Origin of the sequence: Diaphorobacter sp. J5-51 (assembly GCF_001023515.1) — a bacterium.
Classification (GTDB): Bacteria; Pseudomonadota; Gammaproteobacteria; order Burkholderiales; family Burkholderiaceae_C; genus Diaphorobacter; species Diaphorobacter nitroreducens.
The window spans coordinates 16,240-38,013 of record NZ_JSYI01000085.1 but is presented as its reverse complement, the minus strand read 5'-3'; the positions used below and the strand labels follow the sequence as shown (position 1 = coordinate 38,013).

23 protein-coding genes and 1 riboswitch are annotated in these 21,774 nt (G+C 66.0%); of the genes, 4 read left to right on the top strand and 19 right to left on the bottom strand.

The window, feature by feature from the left end; translation table 11 throughout:
• Positions 1 to 30: 30 nt before the first annotated feature.
• The 7 genes from OX89_RS12145 to OX89_RS12115 all read right to left on the bottom strand — a co-directional run bounded on the left by OX89_RS12145 (position 31) and on the right by OX89_RS12115 (position 6,961).
• Positions 31 to 282 (bottom strand): hypothetical protein, encoded by a 252-nt coding sequence (locus OX89_RS12145; protein WP_157497435.1) that lies wholly within the window; start codon positions 280 to 282, stop codon positions 31 to 33.
• 73 nt (positions 283 to 355) lie between these two features.
• A complete protein-coding gene (locus OX89_RS12140) occupies positions 356 to 1,138 on the bottom strand; it encodes an ABC transporter ATP-binding protein (protein WP_047350791.1) in 783 nt (260 codons plus the stop codon).
• Positions 1,135 to 2,169 carry an iron ABC transporter permease gene (locus OX89_RS12135; protein WP_187148609.1) on the bottom strand — a complete coding sequence of 345 codons (1,035 nt, stop codon included), beginning with the start codon at positions 2,167 to 2,169 and terminating at the stop codon, positions 1,135 to 1,137. The genes OX89_RS12140 and OX89_RS12135 overlap by 4 nt, the downstream gene beginning before the upstream one ends.
• Positions 2,170 to 2,213: 44 nt before the next feature.
• On the bottom strand, positions 2,214 to 3,104 hold the full coding sequence (locus tag OX89_RS12130; RefSeq protein WP_047350790.1) for an ABC transporter substrate-binding protein: 891 nt from the start codon (positions 3,102 to 3,104) through the stop codon (positions 2,214 to 2,216).
• Positions 3,101 to 3,703 carry a bifunctional adenosylcobinamide kinase/adenosylcobinamide-phosphate guanylyltransferase gene (locus tag OX89_RS12125; RefSeq protein WP_199856239.1) on the bottom strand — a complete coding sequence of 201 codons (603 nt, stop codon included), beginning with the start codon at positions 3,701 to 3,703 and terminating at the stop codon, positions 3,101 to 3,103. The genes OX89_RS12130 and OX89_RS12125 overlap by 4 nt, the downstream gene beginning before the upstream one ends.
• Complete coding sequence (locus OX89_RS12120) at positions 3,700 to 5,058, bottom strand: cobyrinate a,c-diamide synthase (protein WP_047350789.1); 1,359 nt, start codon at positions 5,056 to 5,058, stop codon at positions 3,700 to 3,702. The genes OX89_RS12125 and OX89_RS12120 overlap by 4 nt, the downstream gene beginning before the upstream one ends.
• A gap of 22 nt (positions 5,059 to 5,080) precedes the next feature.
• Complete coding sequence (locus OX89_RS12115; RefSeq protein WP_047350788.1) at positions 5,081 to 6,961, bottom strand: TonB-dependent receptor domain-containing protein; 1,881 nt, start codon at positions 6,959 to 6,961, stop codon at positions 5,081 to 5,083.
• Between the two features lie 79 nt (positions 6,962 to 7,040).
• Positions 7,041 to 7,285: riboswitch (cobalamin riboswitch) on the bottom strand.
• Between the two features lie 34 nt (positions 7,286 to 7,319).
• Between OX89_RS12115 and OX89_RS12110 the strand changes: the two genes are divergently transcribed.
• The gene (locus OX89_RS12110) at positions 7,320 to 7,559 is read left to right on the top strand and encodes a hypothetical protein (RefSeq protein WP_015912724.1); all 240 of its coding nucleotides are present in this window, start codon (positions 7,320 to 7,322) and stop codon (positions 7,557 to 7,559) included.
• Positions 7,556 to 7,900, top strand: coding sequence for a cell division protein ZapA (locus OX89_RS12105; protein WP_047350787.1), 345 nt, complete (start codon positions 7,556 to 7,558; stop codon positions 7,898 to 7,900). Before OX89_RS12110 ends, OX89_RS12105 begins: the two co-directional genes overlap by 4 nt.
• A gap of 640 nt (positions 7,901 to 8,540) precedes the next feature.
• Here OX89_RS12105 and OX89_RS12100 read toward each other — a convergent pair.
• A complete protein-coding gene (locus OX89_RS12100) occupies positions 8,541 to 9,260 on the bottom strand; it encodes a sulfite exporter TauE/SafE family protein (protein ID WP_047350786.1) in 720 nt (239 codons plus the stop codon).
• A 3-nt stretch (positions 9,261 to 9,263) separates the two neighbouring features.
• A complete protein-coding gene (gene hemN, locus OX89_RS12095; RefSeq protein ID WP_011804527.1) occupies positions 9,264 to 10,646 on the bottom strand; it encodes an oxygen-independent coproporphyrinogen III oxidase in 1,383 nt (460 codons plus the stop codon).
• A gap of 171 nt (positions 10,647 to 10,817) precedes the next feature.
• Between hemN and fnr the strand changes: the two genes are divergently transcribed.
• The gene (gene fnr / locus OX89_RS12090; RefSeq protein WP_047350785.1) at positions 10,818 to 11,561 is read left to right on the top strand and encodes a fumarate/nitrate reduction transcriptional regulator Fnr; all 744 of its coding nucleotides are present in this window, start codon (positions 10,818 to 10,820) and stop codon (positions 11,559 to 11,561) included.
• A gap of 43 nt (positions 11,562 to 11,604) precedes the next feature.
• Here the strand turns inward: fnr and OX89_RS12085 are convergent, their stop codons facing one another.
• The 9 genes from OX89_RS12085 to OX89_RS12045 all read right to left on the bottom strand — a co-directional run bounded on the left by OX89_RS12085 (position 11,605) and on the right by OX89_RS12045 (position 19,557).
• Positions 11,605 to 11,874: a hypothetical protein gene (locus tag OX89_RS12085; RefSeq protein WP_047350784.1), complete on the bottom strand. Its 270-nt coding sequence runs from the start codon at positions 11,872 to 11,874 to the stop codon at positions 11,605 to 11,607.
• A gap of 27 nt (positions 11,875 to 11,901) precedes the next feature.
• Positions 11,902 to 12,174, bottom strand: a complete 273-nt coding sequence (locus tag OX89_RS12080) for a FixH family protein (protein WP_047350783.1) — start codon at positions 12,172 to 12,174, stop codon at positions 11,902 to 11,904.
• A 42-nt stretch (positions 12,175 to 12,216) separates the two neighbouring features.
• The gene (gene ccoG / locus OX89_RS12075; RefSeq protein WP_047350782.1) at positions 12,217 to 13,665 is read right to left on the bottom strand and encodes a cytochrome c oxidase accessory protein CcoG; all 1,449 of its coding nucleotides are present in this window, start codon (positions 13,663 to 13,665) and stop codon (positions 12,217 to 12,219) included.
• Positions 13,666 to 13,704: 39 nt separating this feature from the next.
• Positions 13,705 to 14,622 (bottom strand): cytochrome-c oxidase, cbb3-type subunit III, encoded by a 918-nt coding sequence (gene ccoP, locus OX89_RS12070; protein WP_047350781.1) that lies wholly within the window; start codon positions 14,620 to 14,622, stop codon positions 13,705 to 13,707.
• Between the two features lie 24 nt (positions 14,623 to 14,646).
• Positions 14,647 to 14,784, bottom strand: a complete 138-nt coding sequence (locus OX89_RS12065) for a cbb3-type cytochrome c oxidase subunit 3 (protein ID WP_047350780.1) — start codon at positions 14,782 to 14,784, stop codon at positions 14,647 to 14,649.
• Between the two features lie 31 nt (positions 14,785 to 14,815).
• Positions 14,816 to 15,448: a cytochrome-c oxidase, cbb3-type subunit II gene (ccoO, locus tag OX89_RS12060; protein WP_047350779.1), complete on the bottom strand. Its 633-nt coding sequence runs from the start codon at positions 15,446 to 15,448 to the stop codon at positions 14,816 to 14,818.
• 19 nt (positions 15,449 to 15,467) lie between these two features.
• Positions 15,468 to 16,907, bottom strand: a complete 1,440-nt coding sequence (gene ccoN / locus OX89_RS12055; RefSeq protein WP_047350778.1) for a cytochrome-c oxidase, cbb3-type subunit I — start codon at positions 16,905 to 16,907, stop codon at positions 15,468 to 15,470.
• Positions 16,908 to 16,972: 65 nt separating this feature from the next.
• Positions 16,973 to 17,110 (bottom strand): cbb3-type cytochrome oxidase assembly protein CcoS, encoded by a 138-nt coding sequence (gene ccoS, locus OX89_RS12050; RefSeq protein ID WP_047350777.1) that lies wholly within the window; start codon positions 17,108 to 17,110, stop codon positions 16,973 to 16,975.
• A complete protein-coding gene (locus OX89_RS12045; RefSeq protein WP_234305557.1) occupies positions 17,110 to 19,557 on the bottom strand; it encodes a cation-translocating P-type ATPase in 2,448 nt (815 codons plus the stop codon). The genes ccoS and OX89_RS12045 overlap by 1 nt, the downstream gene beginning before the upstream one ends.
• Positions 19,558 to 19,660: 103 nt before the next feature.
• Between OX89_RS12045 and OX89_RS12040 the strand changes: the two genes are divergently transcribed.
• The gene (locus tag OX89_RS12040) at positions 19,661 to 20,104 is read left to right on the top strand and encodes a universal stress protein (RefSeq protein ID WP_011804516.1); all 444 of its coding nucleotides are present in this window, start codon (positions 19,661 to 19,663) and stop codon (positions 20,102 to 20,104) included.
• Positions 20,105 to 20,209: 105 nt separating this feature from the next.
• Here OX89_RS12040 and OX89_RS12035 read toward each other — a convergent pair whose 3' ends face one another.
• Positions 20,210 to 21,769 (bottom strand): malonyl-CoA synthase, encoded by a 1,560-nt coding sequence (locus OX89_RS12035; RefSeq protein WP_047350775.1) that lies wholly within the window; start codon positions 21,767 to 21,769, stop codon positions 20,210 to 20,212.
• Positions 21,770 to 21,774: the final 5 nt, after the last annotated feature.

The window sequence follows — 21,774 nt, the reverse complement described above, 5'->3', positions numbered from 1 at the left end:
CTCAAGAAGAAGTCTGGGGAAAACAAGCCGTCACGGGAAACGATGGAGCACGCCGCGCCTGGAAGGCCGCATGTGGCGCACCAACTGCAGCGCCAGCTCCTCCATCGGCAGCCCCGGCGCCACGCGCAGCGAACGGTGATGCGGCAGGCGCCAGCGCTGCCAGGCTTGCATGCGCATGGCGCCGCGCATCCACAGGGCACGGAGAAAGGCCAGTGCCACCCGCACGGGCACGGGCCACAGCAGCACCTGCGCGATCTGGGCAAAACCGGCGTCCAAATTCATGCGTTCACACTCCATGCCCTCTGCGGCCGGCCGCCGGCCGCAAGGGGTTCAAGGGAAAAGGGGCGCAGCGCGTTCACCGCTCCATGCGGGGCAGCGCCACCCACAGGCCGTCGATCTCGCGCACCTGGATGCGCCGCTCGAACACCTGCTCCAGCGCGGCGTGCGTGGCCGTGCTCTGGCATGGCCCGTGGTGCACCACGCCGCCGGCGGCCATGATGAGCATGTCGTCGGCCTGCAGCGCGATGGATACCTCGTGCAGCACGCTGACCACGGTACCGCCCTGCCCCACCAGGTCGCGCACGGTGTGCAGCCAATCGGTCTGGTGCGGCGGGTCCAGGTTGGCCAGGGGTTCGTCCATGAGCAGCACCGGCGCCTGCACGGCCAGCGCGCGCGCCAGCAGCACGCGCTGGCGCTCGCCTCCCGACAGTTCCGACAGCGGACGGTCGCGCCAGTCCCACGCCTGTGTAGTGTGCAGCGCCTGCTGCACGGCGGCATGGTCGGCATCGCTGGCCGGCGCCATCCAGGCACGGTGCGGCAGGCGGCCGAGCATGGCCACGTCGTAGGCGGGCAGGTCTTCGGCGGCGGACTCGTTCTGGCCCAGCCAGGCCAGTTGGCGGGCGCGCTCGCGCGGGGGAATGTCGGCCAGCGCGCGGCCCAGCAACTGCACCCGTCCTTGCACACGCGCATGGCGCAGCAGGCCTGCCAGCACCTTGAGCAGCGTGGACTTGCCCGCACCATTGGGGCCGACCACGCTGGTCCAGCGGCCAGCGGGCAGGTCCAGGTCAATGCCGCGCAACATAGAGGCATTTGCGATGCTGGCGCTTATCTGGCGTGCGCTAACAGCTATGTTCTTCATAGCGAGCTTCCCAGCACCCGGCGGTGCATGAGCCACAGCAGGTAGCTGCCGCCCAGCGCGGCGGTGAGCACGCCCACGGGCAGTTCCTGCGGCGCCACCACCCAACGCGCCAGGATGTCGGCGGCCAGCAGCAGCACCGCGCCCATCAGGCTGGACAGCCATACGTGCCACTGGTGGGTGACGCGCGCAATCGATCGCACGAGGTGCGGCGCCGCCAGCCCGACGAAGGCAATCAGCCCGGTGTGCGCCACGGCCGTGCCGGTGGCCAGGGCCAGCGCCAGCACCAGCCCAGCGCGCATGGGCACGATGGGCAGGCCCAGGCTGGCGGCCGTGGCTTCGCCCAGCATCAACCCGTCCAGCAGGCGCGACAACGCCCAGGCCGTGGCGGCACACAGCAGCCAGCCGCCAGCCATGATGGCGCAGGCCTGCCAGCCCACGAAGGCCGAACTGCCCATGGTGAAGACCTGCATCGGCTCCAGAATGGCGGGCTGCGCCACCTGGATCAGGTCGCGCGCAGCGCCAAGCACCACGCCCACGATTACGCCCGCCAGCAGCAGGCGTAGCGTGTGTTGCACACCACGGGCCAACACCAGCGTCAGCAGCACGGCGCCCGCAGCACCCGCGAAGGCCAAGCCCGTCACGCCCAGTCGCGCCAGCCAACTCGCCGTGCTGGGCGACACACCCAGAACGGCCATGGCCACGGCGCCGCCCAGCGCCGCGCCCGACGCGCTGCCCAGCAGGTACGGGTCGGCCAGCGGGTTGCGAAAGAGCCCCTGGGCAATGGCGCCCGCCAGCCCCAGCAGCGCTCCGGCCAGCCATGCGCCCAGCGTGCGCGGCAGGCGGATGTCCCACACGATCTGCTGCGCCAGCGGGTCGCCGCGCAGGTTCAGCAAGCTGCCAAAGCCCGTGCTGCCGACGCTGGCGCCGAGCAGCAGCAGGGCCACGCTGGCGGCCAGCAGCCACAGGCCCAGCCAGCGCGCGCGGCGGCCGCTGGCGTCGGGGTGCAAGGAGGTGGCATAGGTGGCTGGCATGGCGGTGGTCGCCACCATGGTAGAGGGCTGCGGGAGGCGCGCGCTCATTCGTACTTCTCCGCCAGGCAACGGGCCATGATGCGCGCGGCCTCGGCCATGCGCGGGCCGGGGCGCACCACCACGTCTGACAGTTCGGGGCCGAAGTCGCACACGCGGCCCGCCTTGACCGCGGCCAGGTGGTTCCACCCTGGGTATTGGGTCATGGGCTGCATGCTGCGGTTCGCCACCATCAGTACGTCGGGCTGTGCGCGCAGGACGAACTCGGGATTGAGGCGCGGAAAGGGCCCCAGCTCGGGCGGGACCACGTTGCGCGCGCCCAGGCGCACCAGCGTCTCGCCGATGAACGAACTGGCCCCCGCCGCATAGGGGCCGCGGCTGACCTCGAAGAACACCCGCGCCCCGCGCGCGCGCTGCGGCAGCGACTGCGCGGCGGCCTGCACGGCGGCATCGATCACGCGCCACACGCGCTCCGCGCCGTGCTCCGGCGGAACGGCCAGCAGTTCACCCAGCACCCCCAGCACGCGGCGCACGTCCGCATGGGTCTTGTGGTCCAGCGCCAGCACCTTCACGCCCAGCGCCTCCAGCCGGTCGCTGACGCGGCTGCTGACGGACAGCAGTACCACGTCCGGGCGCAGCGCGACGATGGCCTCGATGTTCGGGTCCAGCCCGCCGCCCACCTGGGGCAGGCGCCGCACGGACGCGGGCCAGTTGGAGTAGCGGTCCACCCCCACCAGGCGCTCACAGCGCTGCAGCTCGCACACGCTCTCGGTCAGCGACGGCAGCAGGCTCACGATGCGCTGGGGCGGCTGGTCGAATCGCAGCGCGCGGCCCCGGTCGTCGGTGATGGTTACTGCGTGGACGCTGGGCAAGGCCAGCAGCAGGCCCAGCAGCCAGCCGGCGGCAGCAAGCTGGCGGCGCCAGCGAAGAGGCATCATGGTGCGTCCTTCAGGGCAAGCGGCAGGCCCGCCGCCATCAGCGTGACGCGCTGGCAGGCTGCCGCCGCGCGCTGGTTCAGGGCGCCCAGCGCGTCCACGAAGGCGCGCACTTCGCGCCCCAGGGGGATCACGCCCAGGCCGATCTCGTTGCCCACCAGCACCACGGGGCCGGGCGCGTGCGTCAACGCTTCAAAAAAGTGAGCTGCCTGCGCTTGCCAATCGGGCGCTAGAGGCTGTTTTTGCTCTACATCTTGGGGGTCGGCCGGCATGAGCCAGTTGGTGAGCCACAGGGTGAGGCAGTCCACGACGATCAGGGTCTGTGGGGTGCTGTGGCACGCCAGGGCGTGGGCCAGATCGCGCGGCTCTTCCACGGTCTGCAGGCCGGGCACACGCTCGGCACGCTCGCGCTGGTGGCGGGCAATGCGCGCACGCATCTCGTCGTCCCACGGCTGGCCGGTGGCCAGCAGCAGCGCGCGGTGTGCCGGCGCGGCCTGCAGCCACTGGCGCGCCAGCAGTTCGGCGCGGCGCGACTTGCCGCTCTTTTGTCCACCCAGGATGAGTTCACTGCGGGCGATGGTGGTCTGCGGCGCCGCGTTCATGGCCCCGCCTCCGCGCCCAGCAAGGCTGCGGTCGCCTGCGGGCTGGACGCAAACCATGCGTGAAAGTAGCTCGCGTGGATGCTGCCGTGGCGGTACACGGCTTCACCGTCGTCCGGTGCCCCTGCAGGGTCCGGACGCTGGGCGCGTGCGCACACGGCGGCCGGGCTGTCGGTGACCGAGTAGTGAAAGGTGTGGCCGCGCAACTCATGCGTGCCCATGCGCAGCGCGCGCGGCCCCAGCGCGGCCAGGCGCCGCTGCATGGTGGCATGACCCGGTAGCAGCCCCCACAGGGGCACGCGGCGCCCGTCGGCCAGGGTGATGGACTCCAGCAGCGCCATCATGCCGCCGCACTCCGCCCACACGGGCCGACCCGCCGCCACGTGCGCCTGCAGGCTGTCGCGCATGGCCGTATTGGCGGCCAGCGCATCGGCGTGCAGCTCGGGGTAGCCGCCGGGCAGCCACAGCGCGTCGCAGGCTGGCAGCGCAGCGTCGCGCAGCGGCGAAAAGCGCACCACGCGCGCGCCCAGCTGCTGCAGGGTATCGATGTTGGCTTCGTAGATGAAGCAGAAAGCCTCATCCGCCGCCACGGCCACGGTGCGGCCGGCCAGCAGCGGCGTGATGGCGGCACCGCCCACGGGCGTGCCGCCGAAGTCCACTGCCCAGCGCTGCAGGTCCGCGGCGGACATGCGGCCCAGGGGCGTGCCGGCCAGCGCATCGGCCACGGCGTCCAGCCGCTGCAGGGCATCGGGCAGTTCGTGCGCTGCCACCAGTCCCAGGTGCCGCTCGGGCAGAAGGCCACCAGGCTCCCTGCCGCCCGCAGCGTCACCCACGACCCGTGGCAGCGCACCCAGCCAGTCCGCAGCGTCGGCCAAGCCGTCCCGCAGCATCTGCGCATGGCGGTCGCCCGCCACGCGGTTGGCCAAGACACCGGCCCATGGCAAGCCCGCACGGTAGTGCCGCAGCCCATGCACGATGGCGCCCAGCGTGCCCCCCATGGCAGAGGCATCCACCACCGCAAGCACCGGTATGCCAAAGCGCTGCGCCAGGTCGCCCACGCTGTGCTCGCCGTCGAACAATCCCATCACCCCTTCGATGAGCAGCAGGTCTGCTTCGGCCGCCGCGGCGCGCAGGCGCTGCGCGCAATCTGCCGCGCCGGTCATCCACAGATCGAGCTGGTGCACGGGGGCGCCGCTGGCCAATTGGTGCCAGTGCGGGTCCAGGAAGTCGGGCCCACACTTGAACACCCGCACGCGCCGGCCTTGGCGTGTGTGCAGGCGCGCCAAAGCGGCGGTGACGGTAGTCTTGCCCTGCCCAGAGGCGGGCGCGGCGATGACCAGGGCGGGACAGCGGCTCATGGTGTGGCAGTCGGTGATGACGTTACTGCGGCGCCCACTTCAGGCCCACGTAGAACGTGCGGCCGCCGGTGGCGTAGGTGCGCGCCAACTGGTAGTCCTTGTCGGCCAGGTTGTCGACGCGGGCCAGCAGCGTCACGTTGCGCGCCACGCGCTTGCTGGTGTAGAGGTTGAGCGTGGTGTAGCCGCCCAGTACGTTGGTGTTGGCCGCGTTGTCGTACCGGCGCGCAGATGCGTAGAGCTCTGCCCCCAGCGTCCAGCCTGCCACCAAGGTGTCGGCACCCAGCGTGGCGTAGCGCTTGGCACGGCGCGCCAGCAGTTTGCCGCTGTCCAGGTTACGCGGGTTCTGCCAGTCGATGGAGCCATGCAGCGACACGCCCGCGATGCGGTGCGCGGCCGACAGCGTCACGCCCTTGTACTCGGCGCGGCCCACGTTCTCGTAGCAGCCGAAGCTGGAATCACAGCGGCCCGCGGCGCCGAAATTGATGAGGTTGCTGACGCGGTTGCGGTACGCCACGACACCCACGCTGCTCTCTCCTTGCGTCCACCGCGCGCCCAGCTCCACGTTGCGCCCCTTCTCGGGCTGCAGGTCGGGCGCGCCGTATTCGCTGAAGCGGTGGTAGAGCGTGGGTGCACGGAAGGACGTGCCGGCCGCTGCGGTGACGCGCCACTGCGGCGTAATGGCGTAGCCATAGGACAGGCTGCCCGTGCTTTTGCCGCCGAACTCGCTGTCGTCGTCATAGCGCAGGTTGGCCTGCAGCGTATGGGCGCCCTGGTTCAGGCCATAGCCCAGCGCGAGCGCGTTCTGTGAGCGGTCACGCCGGAGGTCGCCCACGAACTCGGTGGCGGGGTTGTGCAGTTCGTCCTCGCGGCGCTCCAGCGCGGCTGTGAACAGATGCGCGCCCAGGCGCCACTCGTTTTGCAGCAGGTAATTGTGCAGCGTGGTCTCGGTCATGTAGAAGTTGGGCCGGGTGCTGTATTCACTCTGCCCCCGCGTGACCTGCAAGCGCGTGCTGTACACGTCGCTCCACTTGGCCAGCCATGCCAGGCTGGCCGTGCGCAATTGGTGGTGATTGCGGTCGTCGGCCGTTTTGCTGCCGTCGTACTGCGAGTTGAGGTTGCTGGCCAGCAGCGTGCCCTCCAGGCGATGGGTCGTGTCGAACTGCACGCCCAGTCGGGCATTGGCAGAGGTGCGGCGGTAGCCGTCTTTGTCCGGGTTGTAGGCGGAGCCTACGCGGGCACTGAAGCCATCGGCGCGCTCATGCGACAGCCCCAGCGCATAGTCCACCTGCTCGGTGCCGCCACTCACGCCGGCCTGCACCGTCCGCGTGCCCTGGTTGCCCAGGCCCACGCCCACGTAGGGCGCCGGCGCACCCTCACCCCTTTTGGTGAAGAGCTGGATCACGCCTCCCATGGCATCCGAGCCGTACACAGCAGCCGCTGGCCCGCGCACGACCTCGATGCGGTCGATCTGCGACAACGGGATTTGCTCCCACACCACGCCGCCGGTGGATTGCGAGTCCAGGCGCACGCCGTCCAGGTACACGGCGGTAAAGCGCGACTCCGCGCCGCGCAGGTAGACGCTGCCACTGCTGCCCTGGCCGCCATTGCGCGTGATCTGCACGCCTGGCAGGCGCGAGATCACGTCAATGACGCCTACCGCGCCGCTGGCCTCGATGGTTTCACGGTCGATGACGGACACATCGGACACGATGTCGGCCAGCGGCCGGGCCACGCGGGTTGCCGTGATGACGGTTTCACGCAGTTGGGGTTCTGTGGCTGCCTGGGCCAGCAGGGTCTGGGACACGGCGGGGAAAGCGGCGGCCAGCGCCAGCGGCAGCACGGCGACGCGCGCGTGCACGGAAAGCGCACTCAAGCGCACATTGAACGGACGGGTGTTTGTCATGTGGGGCAAACAGAGAGATCGCCACGGCCGACCTCCCCGTCGGCACCTGGGCATAACGGCCCAGGTTTCACAAAAGGAAACGCGGAGCCACCTCGTTGGCCGGTATCCGGGCTGGCGGAACGCTCTGCATCGCCTTCCCAAACGCTTGTTCAAGGCGCTCAGTGGCTTGTCAATGAAGAGGGAGCCGAAGTACGGCTCATCCGCTGACCGTTGCGGGGGCAGCGCAGGCACAGGACGCACTCCATGGCGGAGGGCCCCTCCCTGCTTCCCGTTGAACTGCGGCATGTGAACCACGCCGCTAGCACCAACTGCGCAATTTTACGATGGTTCGCACGCCGATCCCTACAATCGGCAGCGTATGGCCTCCCCCTCTTCCATCGACCAGATCGCCGAGCGCGTTGAGCGGCTGCTGCTGCGCCATGCCGAGTTGCAGCGCACCAATGCCCTGTTGGCGCAACAGGTCGCGGCGCTCACCCAGGAGCGCGATTCCCTCCAATCCCGCCTGCAGGCGGCCCGTGCCCGCGTGAACGCATTGCTGGACCGCCTGCCTGCCGAGCCCGAACTCCCCGGCACTGCCGAGACGAAAGACGCGCCATGAAGCAGATCGAGGTACAGATCCTCCAGCAAAGCTATCTCCTGGCCTGCCCGGACGGCCAGGAGTCGCGCCTGCTGGAGGCGGTCGAGCGCGTGGATACCGCCATGACGCGCATCCGTGACGCGGGCAAAGTACGCGCGCGCGAGCGCATCGCCGTGCTGGCGGCCCTCAACCTGGCTTTCGAGATCGCCGACCGCGAAGCCGCCGATTTGGCAGCCGCCTCAGCCCCTGCGCGCATGGCCCCCACCCCGGTCGCGCCGCACGTGCACGACAGCGATGAGCGCGTGCAGCAGTTGCTCCTGCGCCTGGACGAGGCGCTGGGCGAGGATGGGCGCCTCCTATAACCATTACGGCAAAAGCCTGGCCCCTGGCCGCACACGGGCAGCCCACTACAATGAACATGTCTGCGGTGCTGCCGGGCTTTATATTTCCTTGAACCAATGCTCATTGAGCACGGGCTTGGTACATCGCCCGGTGAGCGTGATCATCTCGCGTCAGATGAACCCAACGCCTGGCTGCCCTCGCCCACCTGAACCCCCGGTTCAGGATGCCGGTCCGGCGGCATTCGCAGACACCTTTTCTCCGGTAATCGCTTGCGCCCTCGCTCCGGGTGAGTGCCAGTGACCTCAATACCTGCTCAGAAAATCCGGCGCTCCGCGGCCAGCGCGCGCAACCCACCCATCTGCAAGGCACAGAGCAGACCTTGGTAGTCGTCGCACCGATGGCAAATATCCTGGCGTGGTTCGGGCGTTTCCCAGTCCTTCGGCAATCACGCCGACACGCAGCGCGCCCTCATACGCACGATGGCGCATCCAGTAAGGCAGCGATGCGTAGCTGGATTTCTCCACGTCGATGAGAACAGACTCGTCACTTCCGCTGGTAGAGATCTGACAGCGATACGTCACGCCTGAGCGTCTCGGTTTGCACCATTCGCTTGCCACGGCATGCTTCGCAGAGCCGCTGTGGTTCCAAAAAACGCTGTTTTCAGGGCACGCACCACGGCGCCGGCTGCCCATGGACAACCTCCATCCATAGCGCCCATGCACCCAGGGAAAAAAGCACGCCACCTGCCAGCCGAGACACCCACGCCCCACCCTTCACGCCGATCCAAGCGCGAATGCGGCCAAATGTCCACGGTCCCAGCACCAGCCATACACCGCTTCCCACGCCAAACAGGACCATGCACAAGGCTCCGCGGAGCACGCTTCCGCTGAGTGCGGCAGTCAACAGTGCGGTATACAGCAGGCCGCATGGCAGGAGCGCCCAGGCCACACCCGCGGTCAGGAGCCCGCCAGGCCGAGAGACCAAGGGCTTGACCTTCGCCCAGGCAGCACGCCCCGCCCGCTCAACCCACAACGGCTGCTGCGCTTGCACCATCATCATCCCGCCCCACGCGAGGATGAGCACGTGCATCAGCGTCCAAAGGGGGCGCAATGCCGAGGTGCTTTGCCCCAGCCATGCGAGTTGCTCCATGGCCAGCGCAACCACCGCCCCTGCGGCGCCGTAACCGATCAGGCGCCCCACGTGAAACTGCGCTACCCGTTGGAAGATTCCGCGACGGGACGCCCATTGAATGGTGTGGGTGGCGTCCGGCGTGCCACCCAGCCCCGTAAGCGCCGCGCAGGGAACAGAACACATCGCCAAACAGTGTGCCCCTCCCATCAACCCCATCAGGAAGGCCGTCGTGGCCAGCGTCCACAGCATGGGTCAAATAATCCGGGAAAAGCGAGCGCGGTTGCGGTCAGCCTGTAGATACTTGTCGAACACCATGGCCACGCCGCGCACGAAATACCACCCCATGGGCGTAACTTCAACGCCCTCATCACTGATTTTCACCAAGCCCTGAGCCGCCATTTCTTGCAGTTGCTGTAATTCCGCATCGAAATAACTGCGGAAATCAATCAGCCAAGACTGTTCCAACGGCTCAAACAGCAACTCACCTTGGCACATCAACGCCATGATGACTGCGCGACGCACCAAGTCGTCCTTGGTCAACGCCAGCCCGCGCACCACAGGCAAATGCCCCTGGTTAATGCAGTCGTAATACTCGTCCAGCGTTTTCACGTTTTGGCTGTAAGTAGCGCCCACGCGCCCGATGGCAGAAACGCCCAGACCAATCAGGTCGCAATCGGGCTGCGTGCTATAGCCTTGGAAGTTGCGGTGCAGCCTGCCTTGCCGCTTGGCCACCGCCAGCGCATCGTCTGGCAGCGCAAAATGGTCCATGCCCACGTAGACGTAGCCGGCTTCTTGGAACACATCAAGTGACCGGGCCAACATGGACACCTTGGCCGAAGCCATGGGCAACTCGGCCGTGATGATGCGTCGCTGCGATTTGAAGCGTTCTGGCAAGTGAGCGTACGCATACAGCGCGATCCGGTCTGGCCGCAGCTCGGCTACCTGCTCCAAGGTGCGATCAAACGACTCCGGTGTCTGGCGCGGCAGCCCGTAGATCAAATCCACGTTCACCGATTCAAACCCGAGCTTCCGAGCCGCATCGACCAACGCGAACACCTTTTCGGCAGGCTGAATGCGGTGCACGGCCTTTTGTACTTCAGGGTCGAAATCCTGCACGCCAAAGCTCAGGCGATTGAAACCCAGCTCCGCCAACAATCCCAGCCGCGCTTCATCCACGGTCCGAGGGTCCACTTCTATGGAGTACTCCCCCCCCGGAACGAGGACGAAACTGCGCCTCAGCATGCCCATCAGTTCGCGCAAACCGTCATCCGTCAGAAAAGTAGGCGTGCCTCCGCCGAAATGCAGCTGGCTCACATGCTGACCCACACCGCAGTGCGCCGTATGCAGGTCGATTTCACGGCTGAGGTAACGCAAGTAGACCTCTGCCCGCTCTGGATGCCGAGTAATGATCTTGTTACACGCGCAGTAATAGCACAGCGATTCACAAAACGGGATGTGGACATAAAGCGACAAAGGCATCGCCTTGGCTACCGAACCCACGCGACGCTGCTGCAGCGCAAGAATGTATTCCCGCTCTCCAAAGGCTTCGACAAAGCGATCAGCAGTCGGATAAGAGGTGTAGCGCGGCCCTGGAACGTCAAAGCGACGCAGGAGCTCTGTTGTAACAACGGTCATGACGGGATTCCTTGCACTTTCACATCACTGTGCCGTAGAGTCCCCCATGAGTCCTTGACGTTGATCAAGCGCCCATAAGGTCCTTGTGGCGACAATTTGACTTCGGCTCAAAGTCGTCCAACGGCCTACGGCATTCCATGTCTCCCAGCCGTTCAGAGGTAAGCTCAAGCCATGAACAGGGTTCCCATGCATACGAATCTCCAGACCATCAAAGTTGCCTGCTCAAACTGCAATCTGCGTGAGCTGTGCATGCCCGTGGGTCTGGACGACCAGCAACTCAAGCGCATCGATGACATTGTTGCTGTACGACGCAAGATCAAGCGTGGCGGCACGCTTTTCCGGAACGGTGAACCCTTCACATCCCTTTTTGCCATCCGCACCGGATTCTTCAAGACCTGTGTCGCCACCGAAGACGGTCGCGACCAAGTGACGGGTTTTCAAATGGCGGGCGAGATCATCGGCCTGGATGGCATCGTGAGCGACCGTCACACTTGCGATGCGGTAGCGCTTGAAGACGCCGAAGTATGCGTCATGCCTTTCGATCGTATTGAAGAGTTGTCGCGCGAAGTAACGGCACTACAGCACCATGTGCACAAGATCATGAGCCGCGAGATTGTTCGCGAGCATGGGGTCATGCTGTTGCTGGGGAGTATGCGTGCCGAGGAACGCCTTGCCGCATTCCTGTTGAATCTCGTACAACGCTTGCATGCCCGGGGTTTCTCACAATCCGAATTGGTGCTGCGCATGACACGCGAAGAGATCGGCAGCTACCTGGGATTGAAACTGGAAACCGTCAGCCGCACGTTTTCCAAGTTCGTGGAAGAAGGCATTGTCGAAGTCAAGCAGCGCCACGTGCGCATACTGGATACGGATGCGCTCAAGGGCATCGTGAACAGCCAGCAGGCCTGCCACTAAGGCAGACTCAGGGACAGGCTCAGGGACAGGCTCAGGGACAGGCTCAGGCGGTCGGGTCGTCGTCGCCCGGCACCTGGTCGCGGTTCAGCTCCCGCGACGACATCGCCAGCAGCGCGGTCAGCGCGCCAGAGCCCATGGACACCGCCCAGAACACAAAGAACGCCACGGTATAGACGCCCAGGCGCGACAGCGCCAGCGGCTGGCCAAACCAGTGCAGGTCCTCCGGGTCCACCATGGCAAACACCAGCATCTCCAGCACGCACGCCGTCAAAAAGGCGGGCCAGACAATCCACATCAGTCGTTGCGTCCACATGCTTGCGGTCTCCTGCCGGGGGCGCGCTCAGCGCGGCTGGTCCTGCACGGGCGTGGCCGCGTGGTTGCGGCCCTTCATGGCCGGGGCCAGGCTTTTTTCGGGGTTTTCGAGCGTCTTGTTGATCTCGATACCCTGGCGGTAATAGTCCTCGGCCACCACCGGGTCGGGCCGCGACACGGCCAGCCACAGGGTGACAAAGCCCGCAATGATGACGATGACCGGCCCGGCAATGACGAGCCAGACATGGCCAAACTTCCACCACGGCTCAGGCGTGGTCTCCAGAGTAGGGCTTGCAGGCATGGCGGGGTGAACTCCTGGTAATCAGTGGCAAAAAAAACAGGCTCAGCGCGGCACCAGGAACACGGACTTTTCCGTCACATGGGCGGCGCTGCCCAGGGCCTGCACATCAAACTGCACCGCGTGCGAGCCCGGCGGCACCGTGCCATACGGTATCTGCAGCCGCACCGCCACCCAGCGGGACTCGGCGGCGGCAATCTCGACCTCGGCGTCCGAGGCCACAGCGAGCCCCTCAAGCCCGCGTGCGCTGATGCGGTAGCGCTGGGGGCCTTCGGTGGCATTCATGATCTGCAGCCGGTAAATGTTCTCCAGCTTGCCACCTGCCACGATGCGCGAGAGCGCAGCGCGGTCCCGCACCACGTCCACCTTCAGCGGTGTGCGCGTGACCAGGCTGGCCAGCATGGCCACGCACAGCGCCACCAGCACGGCGGTGTAGATCAGCACGCGGGGCCGCAGCACGCGCCGCAGCATCTGCGACTGGCTCCAGCGCTTGGCCACACCGTTCTGCGTAGAAAAACGGATCAGCCCGCGCGGGTACTGCATCTTGTCCATCACGGTGTTGCAGGCATCCACGCACAGGCCGCAGCCAATGCACTCGTACTGCAGGCCATCGCGGATGTCGATGCCCACGGGGCAGACCTGCACGCACAGCGTGCAGTCGATGCAGTCGCCCAGCCCCTGGGCCTTGTAGTCGATGTCCTTCTTGCGCGGGGCTCGGGGCTCGCCGCGCTCGGGGTCGTAGCTGACGATCAGGGTGTCGCGGTCGAACATGGCGCTTTGAAAGCGCGCATAGGGGCACATGTGCTTGCAGACCTGCTCACGCATGTAGCCCGCGTTGCCGTAAGTGGCAAAGCCGTAGAACAGCACCCAGAAGATCTGCCAGCCGCCCTGCAAGGCCAGCAGCTCGGCGCCCAGCTCGCGGATGGGCACGAAGTAGCCCACGAAGGTGAAGCCCGTCCACAGCGCCACCGCAATCCACACCACCTGCTTGAGGAATTTCTTGCGGATTTTTTCAAAGGTCCAGGGGCCATGGTCCAGGCGCAGGCGGGCACTGCGATCGCCTTCGATCTTGTGCTCGATCCACATGAACATTTCGGTATAGACCGTTTGCGGGCAGGTAAAGCCGCACCACAGCCGCCCTGCCACCGCCGTGAACAGGAACAACGCCAGCGCCGAGATGATGAGCAGGCCCGTGAGGTAGATGAAATCCTGCGGGTAAAGAACCAGCCCGAAGATGTAAAACCGCCGCGCACCCAGGTCAAAAAGGACCATCTGGCGCTGCCCCCATTCCAGCCATGGCAGGCCATAAAAGACCAGCTGCGTGAGGAACACCATGGCCCAGCGCCAGCGCGAGAGCAGGCCGCTGATGGAGCGCGGGTAGATCTTTTTCTGCGCCTCGTACAGCGACACCATCTCCGCCTGGGACGAATCCCCGGCGGCGACCGGCGTGATGGGAATGACCTTGCGCGGGGGCTTCTCGCTGGATGATGTCATGGTGAAGGTGCAGTGCTCTACAAGTGTCAGGTTACAGCGTTACTGCGCCGCCGCCTGCTGACGCCCGGAAAGACCCCAGACATAGGCCGACAGCACCCCAATCTGCGCCTCGGTCAGCTTGCCGGCCTGGGCGGGCATTTCGTTGACCTTGCCGTTGTTGATCATGGCGGTGATCGTGGCCTCGCCCCAGCCGTGCAGCCAGATGTCATCGGTCAGGTTGGGCGCGCCCAGGGCCTGGTTGCCCTTGCCGTCCATGCCGTGGCAGGCAGCGCAGACGCCAAACTTGGACTTGCCCAGCGAGGCGCGCAGCGAGTCGTGCGGGCTGCCCGACAGGCTCAGCACGTAGTGCGACAGGTTGCGCACGTCTTCGGGCGAGCCCACAGCGGCGGCCAGCGGAGGCATGTTGCCGACACGGCCCTTCTCGATCGTCTCGCGGATCTTCTCGGGGGTTCCGCCATGCAGCCAATCGGCATCGGCCAGATTGGGGAAGCCCTTGCTGCCGCGGGCATCGGAACCATGACACTGCGCGCAGTTGTTCATGAACAGGCGCTCGCCAATGGCCATGGCCTGCGGGTCCTTGGCCATGTCTTCAGGCTTCATGGCCGAAAAGCGCGCATACAGCGGCTCCAGCTCGGTCTTGGCCTTGTTCATCTCGGCCTCGTACTCGCCCAGCTGGGTCCAGCCCAGCTTGCCCGCATAGGTGCCCAGGCCGGGGTACGCCGCCAGGTAGCCCAGGCCAAAGACGATGGTGATGACGAACAGCCACACCCACCAGCGCGGCAGGGGGTTGTTCATTTCGACCAAATCCTCGTCCCAGACGTGGCCCGTGGTGTTGTCGGCCGTGGCCGAAACCTTCTTACGGCCGGTCATCCACAGCAGGATGCCGCAGCCGACGATGCCAACCAAGGTCAGCGTGGTCACAAAGAGCGACCAGAAGTTGCTGGTGAAATCACTCATGAGGTGTTCTCGTTCTGGTGGGGGTCAATCTTGATCAAACGGCAGCTGCTCCGCCTCATCGAACCGGGTCTTGTTGCGGGCGCTGTAGGCCCAAACCCAGATACCGACAAAACAGGCCATCGAAGCCAGCGTGACGACAATGCGCATGGAAGTAACGTCCATGGTGTTTCTCCTTGGCTAACGGTTGTCGGGCTTACTTGAGCGCACGGCCCATGACCTGCAGGTAGGCAATCAGGGCTTCCATCTCGGTCTTGCCCTTCACCTCGTCACCGGCCTTGGCGATCTGCTCGTCGGTGTAAGGCACGCCCACGGTGCGCAGCGCCTTCATGCGCGGTGCCACGCTGGCGGGGTCCACCGCGTTTTTCTCCAGCCAGGGATAGGCGGGCATGTTGGACTCGGGCACCACGTCGCGCGGGTTGACGAGGTGGATGCGGTGCCACTCGTCGCTGTACTTGCCGCCCACGCGGTGCAGGTCAGGCCCGGTGCGCTTGCTGCCCCACTGGAAGGGGTGGTCATAGACGAACTCGCCCGCCACCGAATAGTGGCCGTAGCGCAGGGTCTCAGCGCGGAAGGGGCGGATCATCTGCGTGTGGCAGTTGTAGCAGCCCTCACGGATGTAGATGTCGCGCCCCACCAGCTGCATGGCGTTGTAGGGCTCCACACCCTTGACCGCCTCGGTCGTGGACTTCTGGAAGAACAGGGGCACGATCTCGACCAGACCACCAATGGCGATCACGATCAGGATCAGCACGATCATCAGGAAGTTGTTGGTTTCCACCTTTTCGTGGGTGAAGCCGGTCGAAGCAGATGTGTTGTTGTTGGACATGGGTAAAGCTCCTTCGGACTCAGGCGTGTGCCGCGTTCACGGCAGGGATTGCCACCTTGACCGAACGGCCGGAGATCGCAGTCATCCACACATTCCATGCCATCACGATCATCCCGCCCAGGTACAGCAGGCCACCGGACACACGGATCACGTAGAAGGGATAGGTCGCCTTCACGCTTTCAACGAAGGTGTAGGTCAGTGTGCCGTCGGGGTTGATGGCGCGCCACATCAGGCCCTGCATCACACCGGCAATCCACATCGCGGCGATGTACAGCACGATGCCGATGGTCGCCATCCAGAAGTGCAGCTCGATCGCCTTGACGGAGTGCATCTTGTCCTTGCCGAACAAGCGGGGCACCAGGTAGTACAGCGAACCCATAGAGATCAGGCCCACCCAGCCCAACGCGCCGGAGTGCACGTGGCCGACGGTCCAGTCGGTGTAGTGGCTCAGGGCGTTGACGGTCTTGATGGACATCATCGGGCCCTCGAACGTGGACATGCCGTAGAACGACAGCGACACGATCAGGAAGCGCAGGATGGGGTCGTCACGCAGCTTGTGCCATGCGCCCGACAGCGTCATGATGCCGTTGATCATGCCGCCCCAGCTGGGAGCCAGCAGGATGAGCGAGAACACCATGCCCACGGACTGCGTCCAGTCGGGCAGCGCGGTGTAGTGCAGGTGGTGCGGGCCGGCCCACATGTAGGTGAAGATCAGGGCCCAGAAGTGCACGATGGACAGGCGGTAGCTATACACCGGACGGCCTGCCTGCTTGGGGATGAAGTAGTACATCATCCCGAGGAAACCCGCCGTCAGCAGAAAGCCCACGGCATTGTGGCCGTACCACCACTGCACCATGGCGTCCTGCACGCCCGCATAGGCCGAGTAGCTCTTCATGAAGCCCGCCGGAATCGCCACGTTGTTGACGATGTGCAGCAGCGCGATGGCCAGGATGTAGGCGCCAAAGAACCAGTTGGCCACGTAGATGTGCTTGACCTTGCGGACGCCGATGGTGCCGAAAAACACAATGGCGTAGGCCACCCAGACGACGGTGATCAGGATGTCGATCGGCCACTCCAGCTCGGCGTATTCCTTGACCTGGTTGAAGCCCAGCGGCAGGCTGATGGCTGCCGCCACGATGACCAGCTGCCAGCCCCAGAACACAAAAGCCGCCAGCGGCCCGCCAAACAGCCGGGCCTGGCAGGTGCGTTGCACCACGTAGAAGCTGGTGGCAAACAGCGCGCAGCCGCCAAAGGCAAAAATCACCGCGTTGGTGTGCAAGGGGCGCAGGCGCCCGTAGCTGAGCCAGGGAATGCCGAAGTTAAGTTCAGGCCAGGCCAGCTGGGCGGCGATGAAAACGCCCACCAGCATGCCGACCACCCCCCATACGACAGCCATGATAGAAAACTGGCGCACTACGGTGTCGTCGTAGTGCGCAACTCTTGTTTGTGAAGAATCCATCGGGCACCTCTAGTATTTGCAGTAAAAAGTTTTAACCAAGCTCGCAGTAGGCCTATTGACGAACATCAACCGTCCCTCAGAATGCGCTCCCCCTCCTGATCGACGTTCTCAAATTGGCCACGGTAGACGGCCCACCACAGGCCTCCCAGAATCATCAGCACAAGAACGACCGACAGCGGAATCAGCAGATAAAGAATGTCCATCAGGCGGCCTCCAGCCGTGTCTTGGTGATATCGATGGGTGCCGTGCCGTGCGGGCGCTGTTGCGCCAGTCCCGGCGACGGCAGTGCAGGCAGATCCCGCGCCAGGCGCGCGGCGTTCAGCACCACCAGCAGCGAACTGAGCGCCATGCCCAGCCCGGCCAGCCAGGCAGGCATCCAGCCTACCACGGCCAGCGGCACGCACAGCGCGTTGTAGCCCGCCGCCCACCAGAGGTTCTGGCGCACCACGCGCAGCGTGCGGCGGGCCAGCATCACGGTTTGGGGCACCAGCGCCAGGCTGTCGCCCAGCACCACAAAATCGGCCTGGGACTGCGCCAGCGGCACCGCACGACCAAACGCGAACGACACATGCGCCCCCGCCAGCACCGGGCCATCATTGAGGCCGTCGCCCACCATCGCCACATAGTGTCCTTGCGCCTGCAACGTCTGCAGATGCGCGAGCTTGTCCTGCGGGGTGCAGTCTCCCCGGGCCTGGCCGATGCCCGCCTGGGCAGCCACCCGTTGCACGGACTCGGCCCGGTCACCGGACAGCAGCTCGACCGCCACGCCTTCGGCGCGCAGCCCGCGCACGACCGCCGCGACCTCGGGGCGCAGTTGTTCGCTCAGCACGAACCGCGCGATTTCCACTGCCGCGCCTTCGCATTCCATCGACAGCACGACCTGCGGCCCCGCATCGCCGTCCACGGCGGGCACGCGGGCATGGGCCGCAGAGCCCAGGCGCAGTATCGTTTCCTGGGCGTGTGACGGTGACGATGCACGGGCCACCAGGCCTGCACCCGGCAGCTCCTGCACGGCATGGACCGTCCAGCCCGCGGGCGCCGCGGCAGACTGCGCCGCGGATGCCAGCGCGCGCGAGGCGGGATGCAGTGAATGCGCCGCCAGCGCCGAAGCCAGGGCCAGCGCCTCGCCCTCGCCCCAGCCGGCCCCTGGCGCCACATGCACGGCATGCAGCGCAAGCCCATCGCGGGTCAGCGTGCCCGTCTTGTCGAAGACCACCGTATCCACCGCGGCCAGCACCTCCAGCCCTTGCAGGTTGCGCACCAGCACGCCCCGCCGCGCCAAGGTGCCCGCAGCCGTCAGCATGGCGACCGGCGTGGCCAGAGACAGCGCGCAGGGGCACGTAACGATGAGCACCGCCACCGCCACCATCAGGGCGTGGCTGGGGTCGCTCGGCCACCACCACACTGCCGCCAGACCCGCGGCCAACAATACCGCCACCAGGAAAGGCCGGGCCACCCGGTCCGCCAGCTGCGCCAGGCGGGGCTTTTGCAAAGACGCGCTCTCCATCAATGACACGATCTGCCCAAAGCGCGTCTCACTGCCCAGCGCCAAAACCTCCACCGTGACCGGTGCGCGCAGGTTGTAGCTGCCCGCCGTCACGCGGCTGCCTTCGGGTCGGTCCACAGGCGTGGATTCACCGGTGAGCAGCGCCTCGTCGGCCTGGGTACCGCCTGAAAGGATGCGGCCATCCGCGGGAAAGGCCTCCCCCGGCAACACGCGCACCACGTCGCCGGCCTGCAGACGGCGCGTGGCCACGCGCGTGAAGCTACCGTCTTCCGCCCGCCGCTCCACGCTGTCGGGCAATCGGTTCATCACGGCTTCCAGCGCCCCTGCCGTGCGATCGCGCAGGCGCAACTCCAGCCAGCGGCCCGTGAGCAGGAAAAAGACGAACATGGTCAGCGAGTCGTAGTAGACCTCGCGGCCAAAGGGGCCGGTCGGATCGAACGTGCCCGCCATGCTGACCACGAAGGTGATGAGCATGCCCAACGCCACGGGCAGGTCCATGCTGACGCGGCGCAGGCGAATGTCACGCAGCGCGCTGGTAAAAAAGGGGCCGCAGGAAAACACCACCATGGGCAGCGTGATGACCCATGAGGCCCAGCGCAACAGCTGCTCCATCTCGCCCGACAGGTCGCCCGGCTGCGCCACGTAGGCGGGCCACGCGTACATCATCACCTGCATCATGCAAAAGCCCGCCACCAGCCAGCGCCACAGCGCGCGGCGGCTCTCGCGCAAGCGCTGGTCGCGCGCAAACGCATCCATGGCGGGCATGGCGCGGTAACCCGCGTGGCGCACGGCTTCCATCCACTGCGACGGCTTCACTTGGCCAGGCTGCCACACCACCCGGGCCCGACGCGTGGCGGCGCTCACATCGGCCTGCAACACGCCCGGCACGGCTCGCAGGGCGTCTTCGATCGTAAGGGCACAGGCCGCGCAGTGCATGCCCTCCAGCACCACATGGGAGTCCCACGCGGTGGCTGCAGCGTCGGCCGTGGCAGGGTCAGCGGCACCACCCGGCAAGGGGCTGCCTGCAGGGGTGCAGGGACGGCCGAACGCCAGCCATTCCTGGGGGTCATCAAGCAACGCGACCTCATCCGGTGCAGCTGTGGAGAGGGGCGACGCCCACGGGTCGGTATCAGGATTTGACATAGCCTCAAGACTATTCGGATTGCGCGAAGGACTCATTGACTTAAGACATGGACCACGAACTATTCTATGCTTTTACCGTTCTTAACGAAACGAGGAGCTGCACATGTACAAACGCATCCTGATCGCCACCGACGGTTCCCCCCTGTCGCAAAAGGCCGTGGAAAGCGGGCTCTCGCTGGCGGGGCTCACAGGTGCGTCGGTGGTCGCCTTGAAGGTCGTTCCCCGGTATCCGCGCAGCTATTTCGAAGGCGGCCTGCCCGTGGACGCCGCGGACATCAAGCGCATCGAGAAGCAGTGGGCGGATGCGGCCCAGGAACTGGTGGACAAGGTCAAGGTGCAGGGCACCGACGAAGGCGTGACCGTGAAGACCGTGGTCGCCAAGTCCGACCTGATCGCCGAAGCCGTGATCGCCGCCGCCAAGAAGCACAAGTGCGACCTGATCGTGATGGCCTCGCACGGCCGCAAGGGCATCAAGCGCCTGCTGCTGGGCAGCGAGACGCAGCACGTGCTGACGCACTCGCACATTCCGGTGCTGGTGCTGCGCTAAGCATCAAATCAGGCTCTAGCGCCCGGCTATCAAGCGCTAGCAGCTATCATCCAAATAGCAAAGGGCGGCCCAGGCCGCCTTTTTGCATTGCAATGCCGCGCCGGCTCAGGCGAACAGCCCCTTGTACTGGTCGCGCAGCAGGTTCTTTTGCACCTTGCCCATGGTGTTGCGCGGCAGTTCGGTGGTGACGAAGCAGCGCTTGGGAATCTTGAAGTTGGCCAGTTGGCTCTTGAGCGATGCGATGACCGCGTCGCCATCCACCTTTGCACCGGGCTTGGGGATGACCACCACCACACCCACTTCGCCGAAGTCCGGGTGCGGCACGCCGACCACGGCGCTCTCGGCCACGCCGGGCATCTCGTTGACGTAGCCCTCGATCTCGGCCGGGTAGACGTTGTAGCCACCGCTGATGATCAGGTCCTTGCTGCGGCCCACGATGCTCACGTAGCCGCGCTCATCCACCTTGCCGACGTCGCCGGTTTTGAACCAGCCGTCGGCGCTGAACTCTTCCTTGGTCTTCTCGGGCATGCGCCAGTAGCCCTTGAACACGTTGGGGCCCTTGACCTGGATGTTGCCGATCTCACCCACGGGCAGCGGCTGGCCGTCATCGCCCACCACGCGCAGGCCCACGCCGGGAAGCGCAAAGCCCACGGTGGCGCCGCGGCGCTCATCCTGCCCGCCATGGCGCGCGTCGGCCGCGTAGGGATTGCTGGTGAGCATGATGGTCTCGCTCATGCCGTAGCGCTCCAGGATGGTGTGGCCCGTGCGGTCCTGCCATTCCTTGAAAGTCTCGATGAGCAGCGGCGCCGAGCCCGCGATGAACAGCCGCATGTGGCTGGCCGCGGCCTGGGTCAGCGCCGGCTCGGCCAGCATGCGCACGTAGAGCGTGGGCACGCCCATGAACACCGTGGCGCGCGGCATGGCGGCGATCACCGCCTTGGGGTCGAACTTCGCCATCCAGATCATCTTGCTGCCATTGATCAGCGCACCATGGATGGCCACGAACAGGCCGTGCACGTGGAAGATGGGCAGCGCGTGGATCAGCACGTCGCCGGGCTTCCAGCCCCAGTAGTCCTTGAGCACCTGGGCATTGGACAGCAGGTTGCCATGCGTGAGCATCGCGCCCTTGCTGCGTCCCGTGGTGCCGCTGGTGTAGAGGATGGCAGCCAGGTCGTCAGCCTTGCGCGGGATGGCGCGGTGCTCGTCGCCGAAGTGCGCGGCGCGCTCCAGCAGGCTGCCGGTGCGGTCGTCGCCCAGCGTGAACACATGTTGCGTGCCGGCAGTAAAGGCGATCTTCGACACCCAGCCGAAGTTGCCTGGCGTGCAGACCACCACGGCCGGCTCGGCATTGCCGATGAAGTACTCGATCTCTGCGCTCTGGTAGGCGGTGTTCAGCGGCAGGAACACGTAGCCGGCGCGCAGCGTGGCCAGGTACAGCAGCATGGCTTCGACCGACTTTTCCACCTGCACGGCGATGCGGCTGCCCTCGGGCAGCTTCAGCGATGCCAGCAGGTTGGCGATGCGGGCGCTGGCGCGGTCCAGGTCGCGCCAGGTGTAGAGCAGCGGCGCGCCCGCGGCCGAGGCGGCCTCGACGGCGGTCTGGTCCAGGTCAGCAGGAAAGGCGGCGCGCAGCGCGGAAAACAGGTTCTGGGAGGAGGAGCTCATGGTGG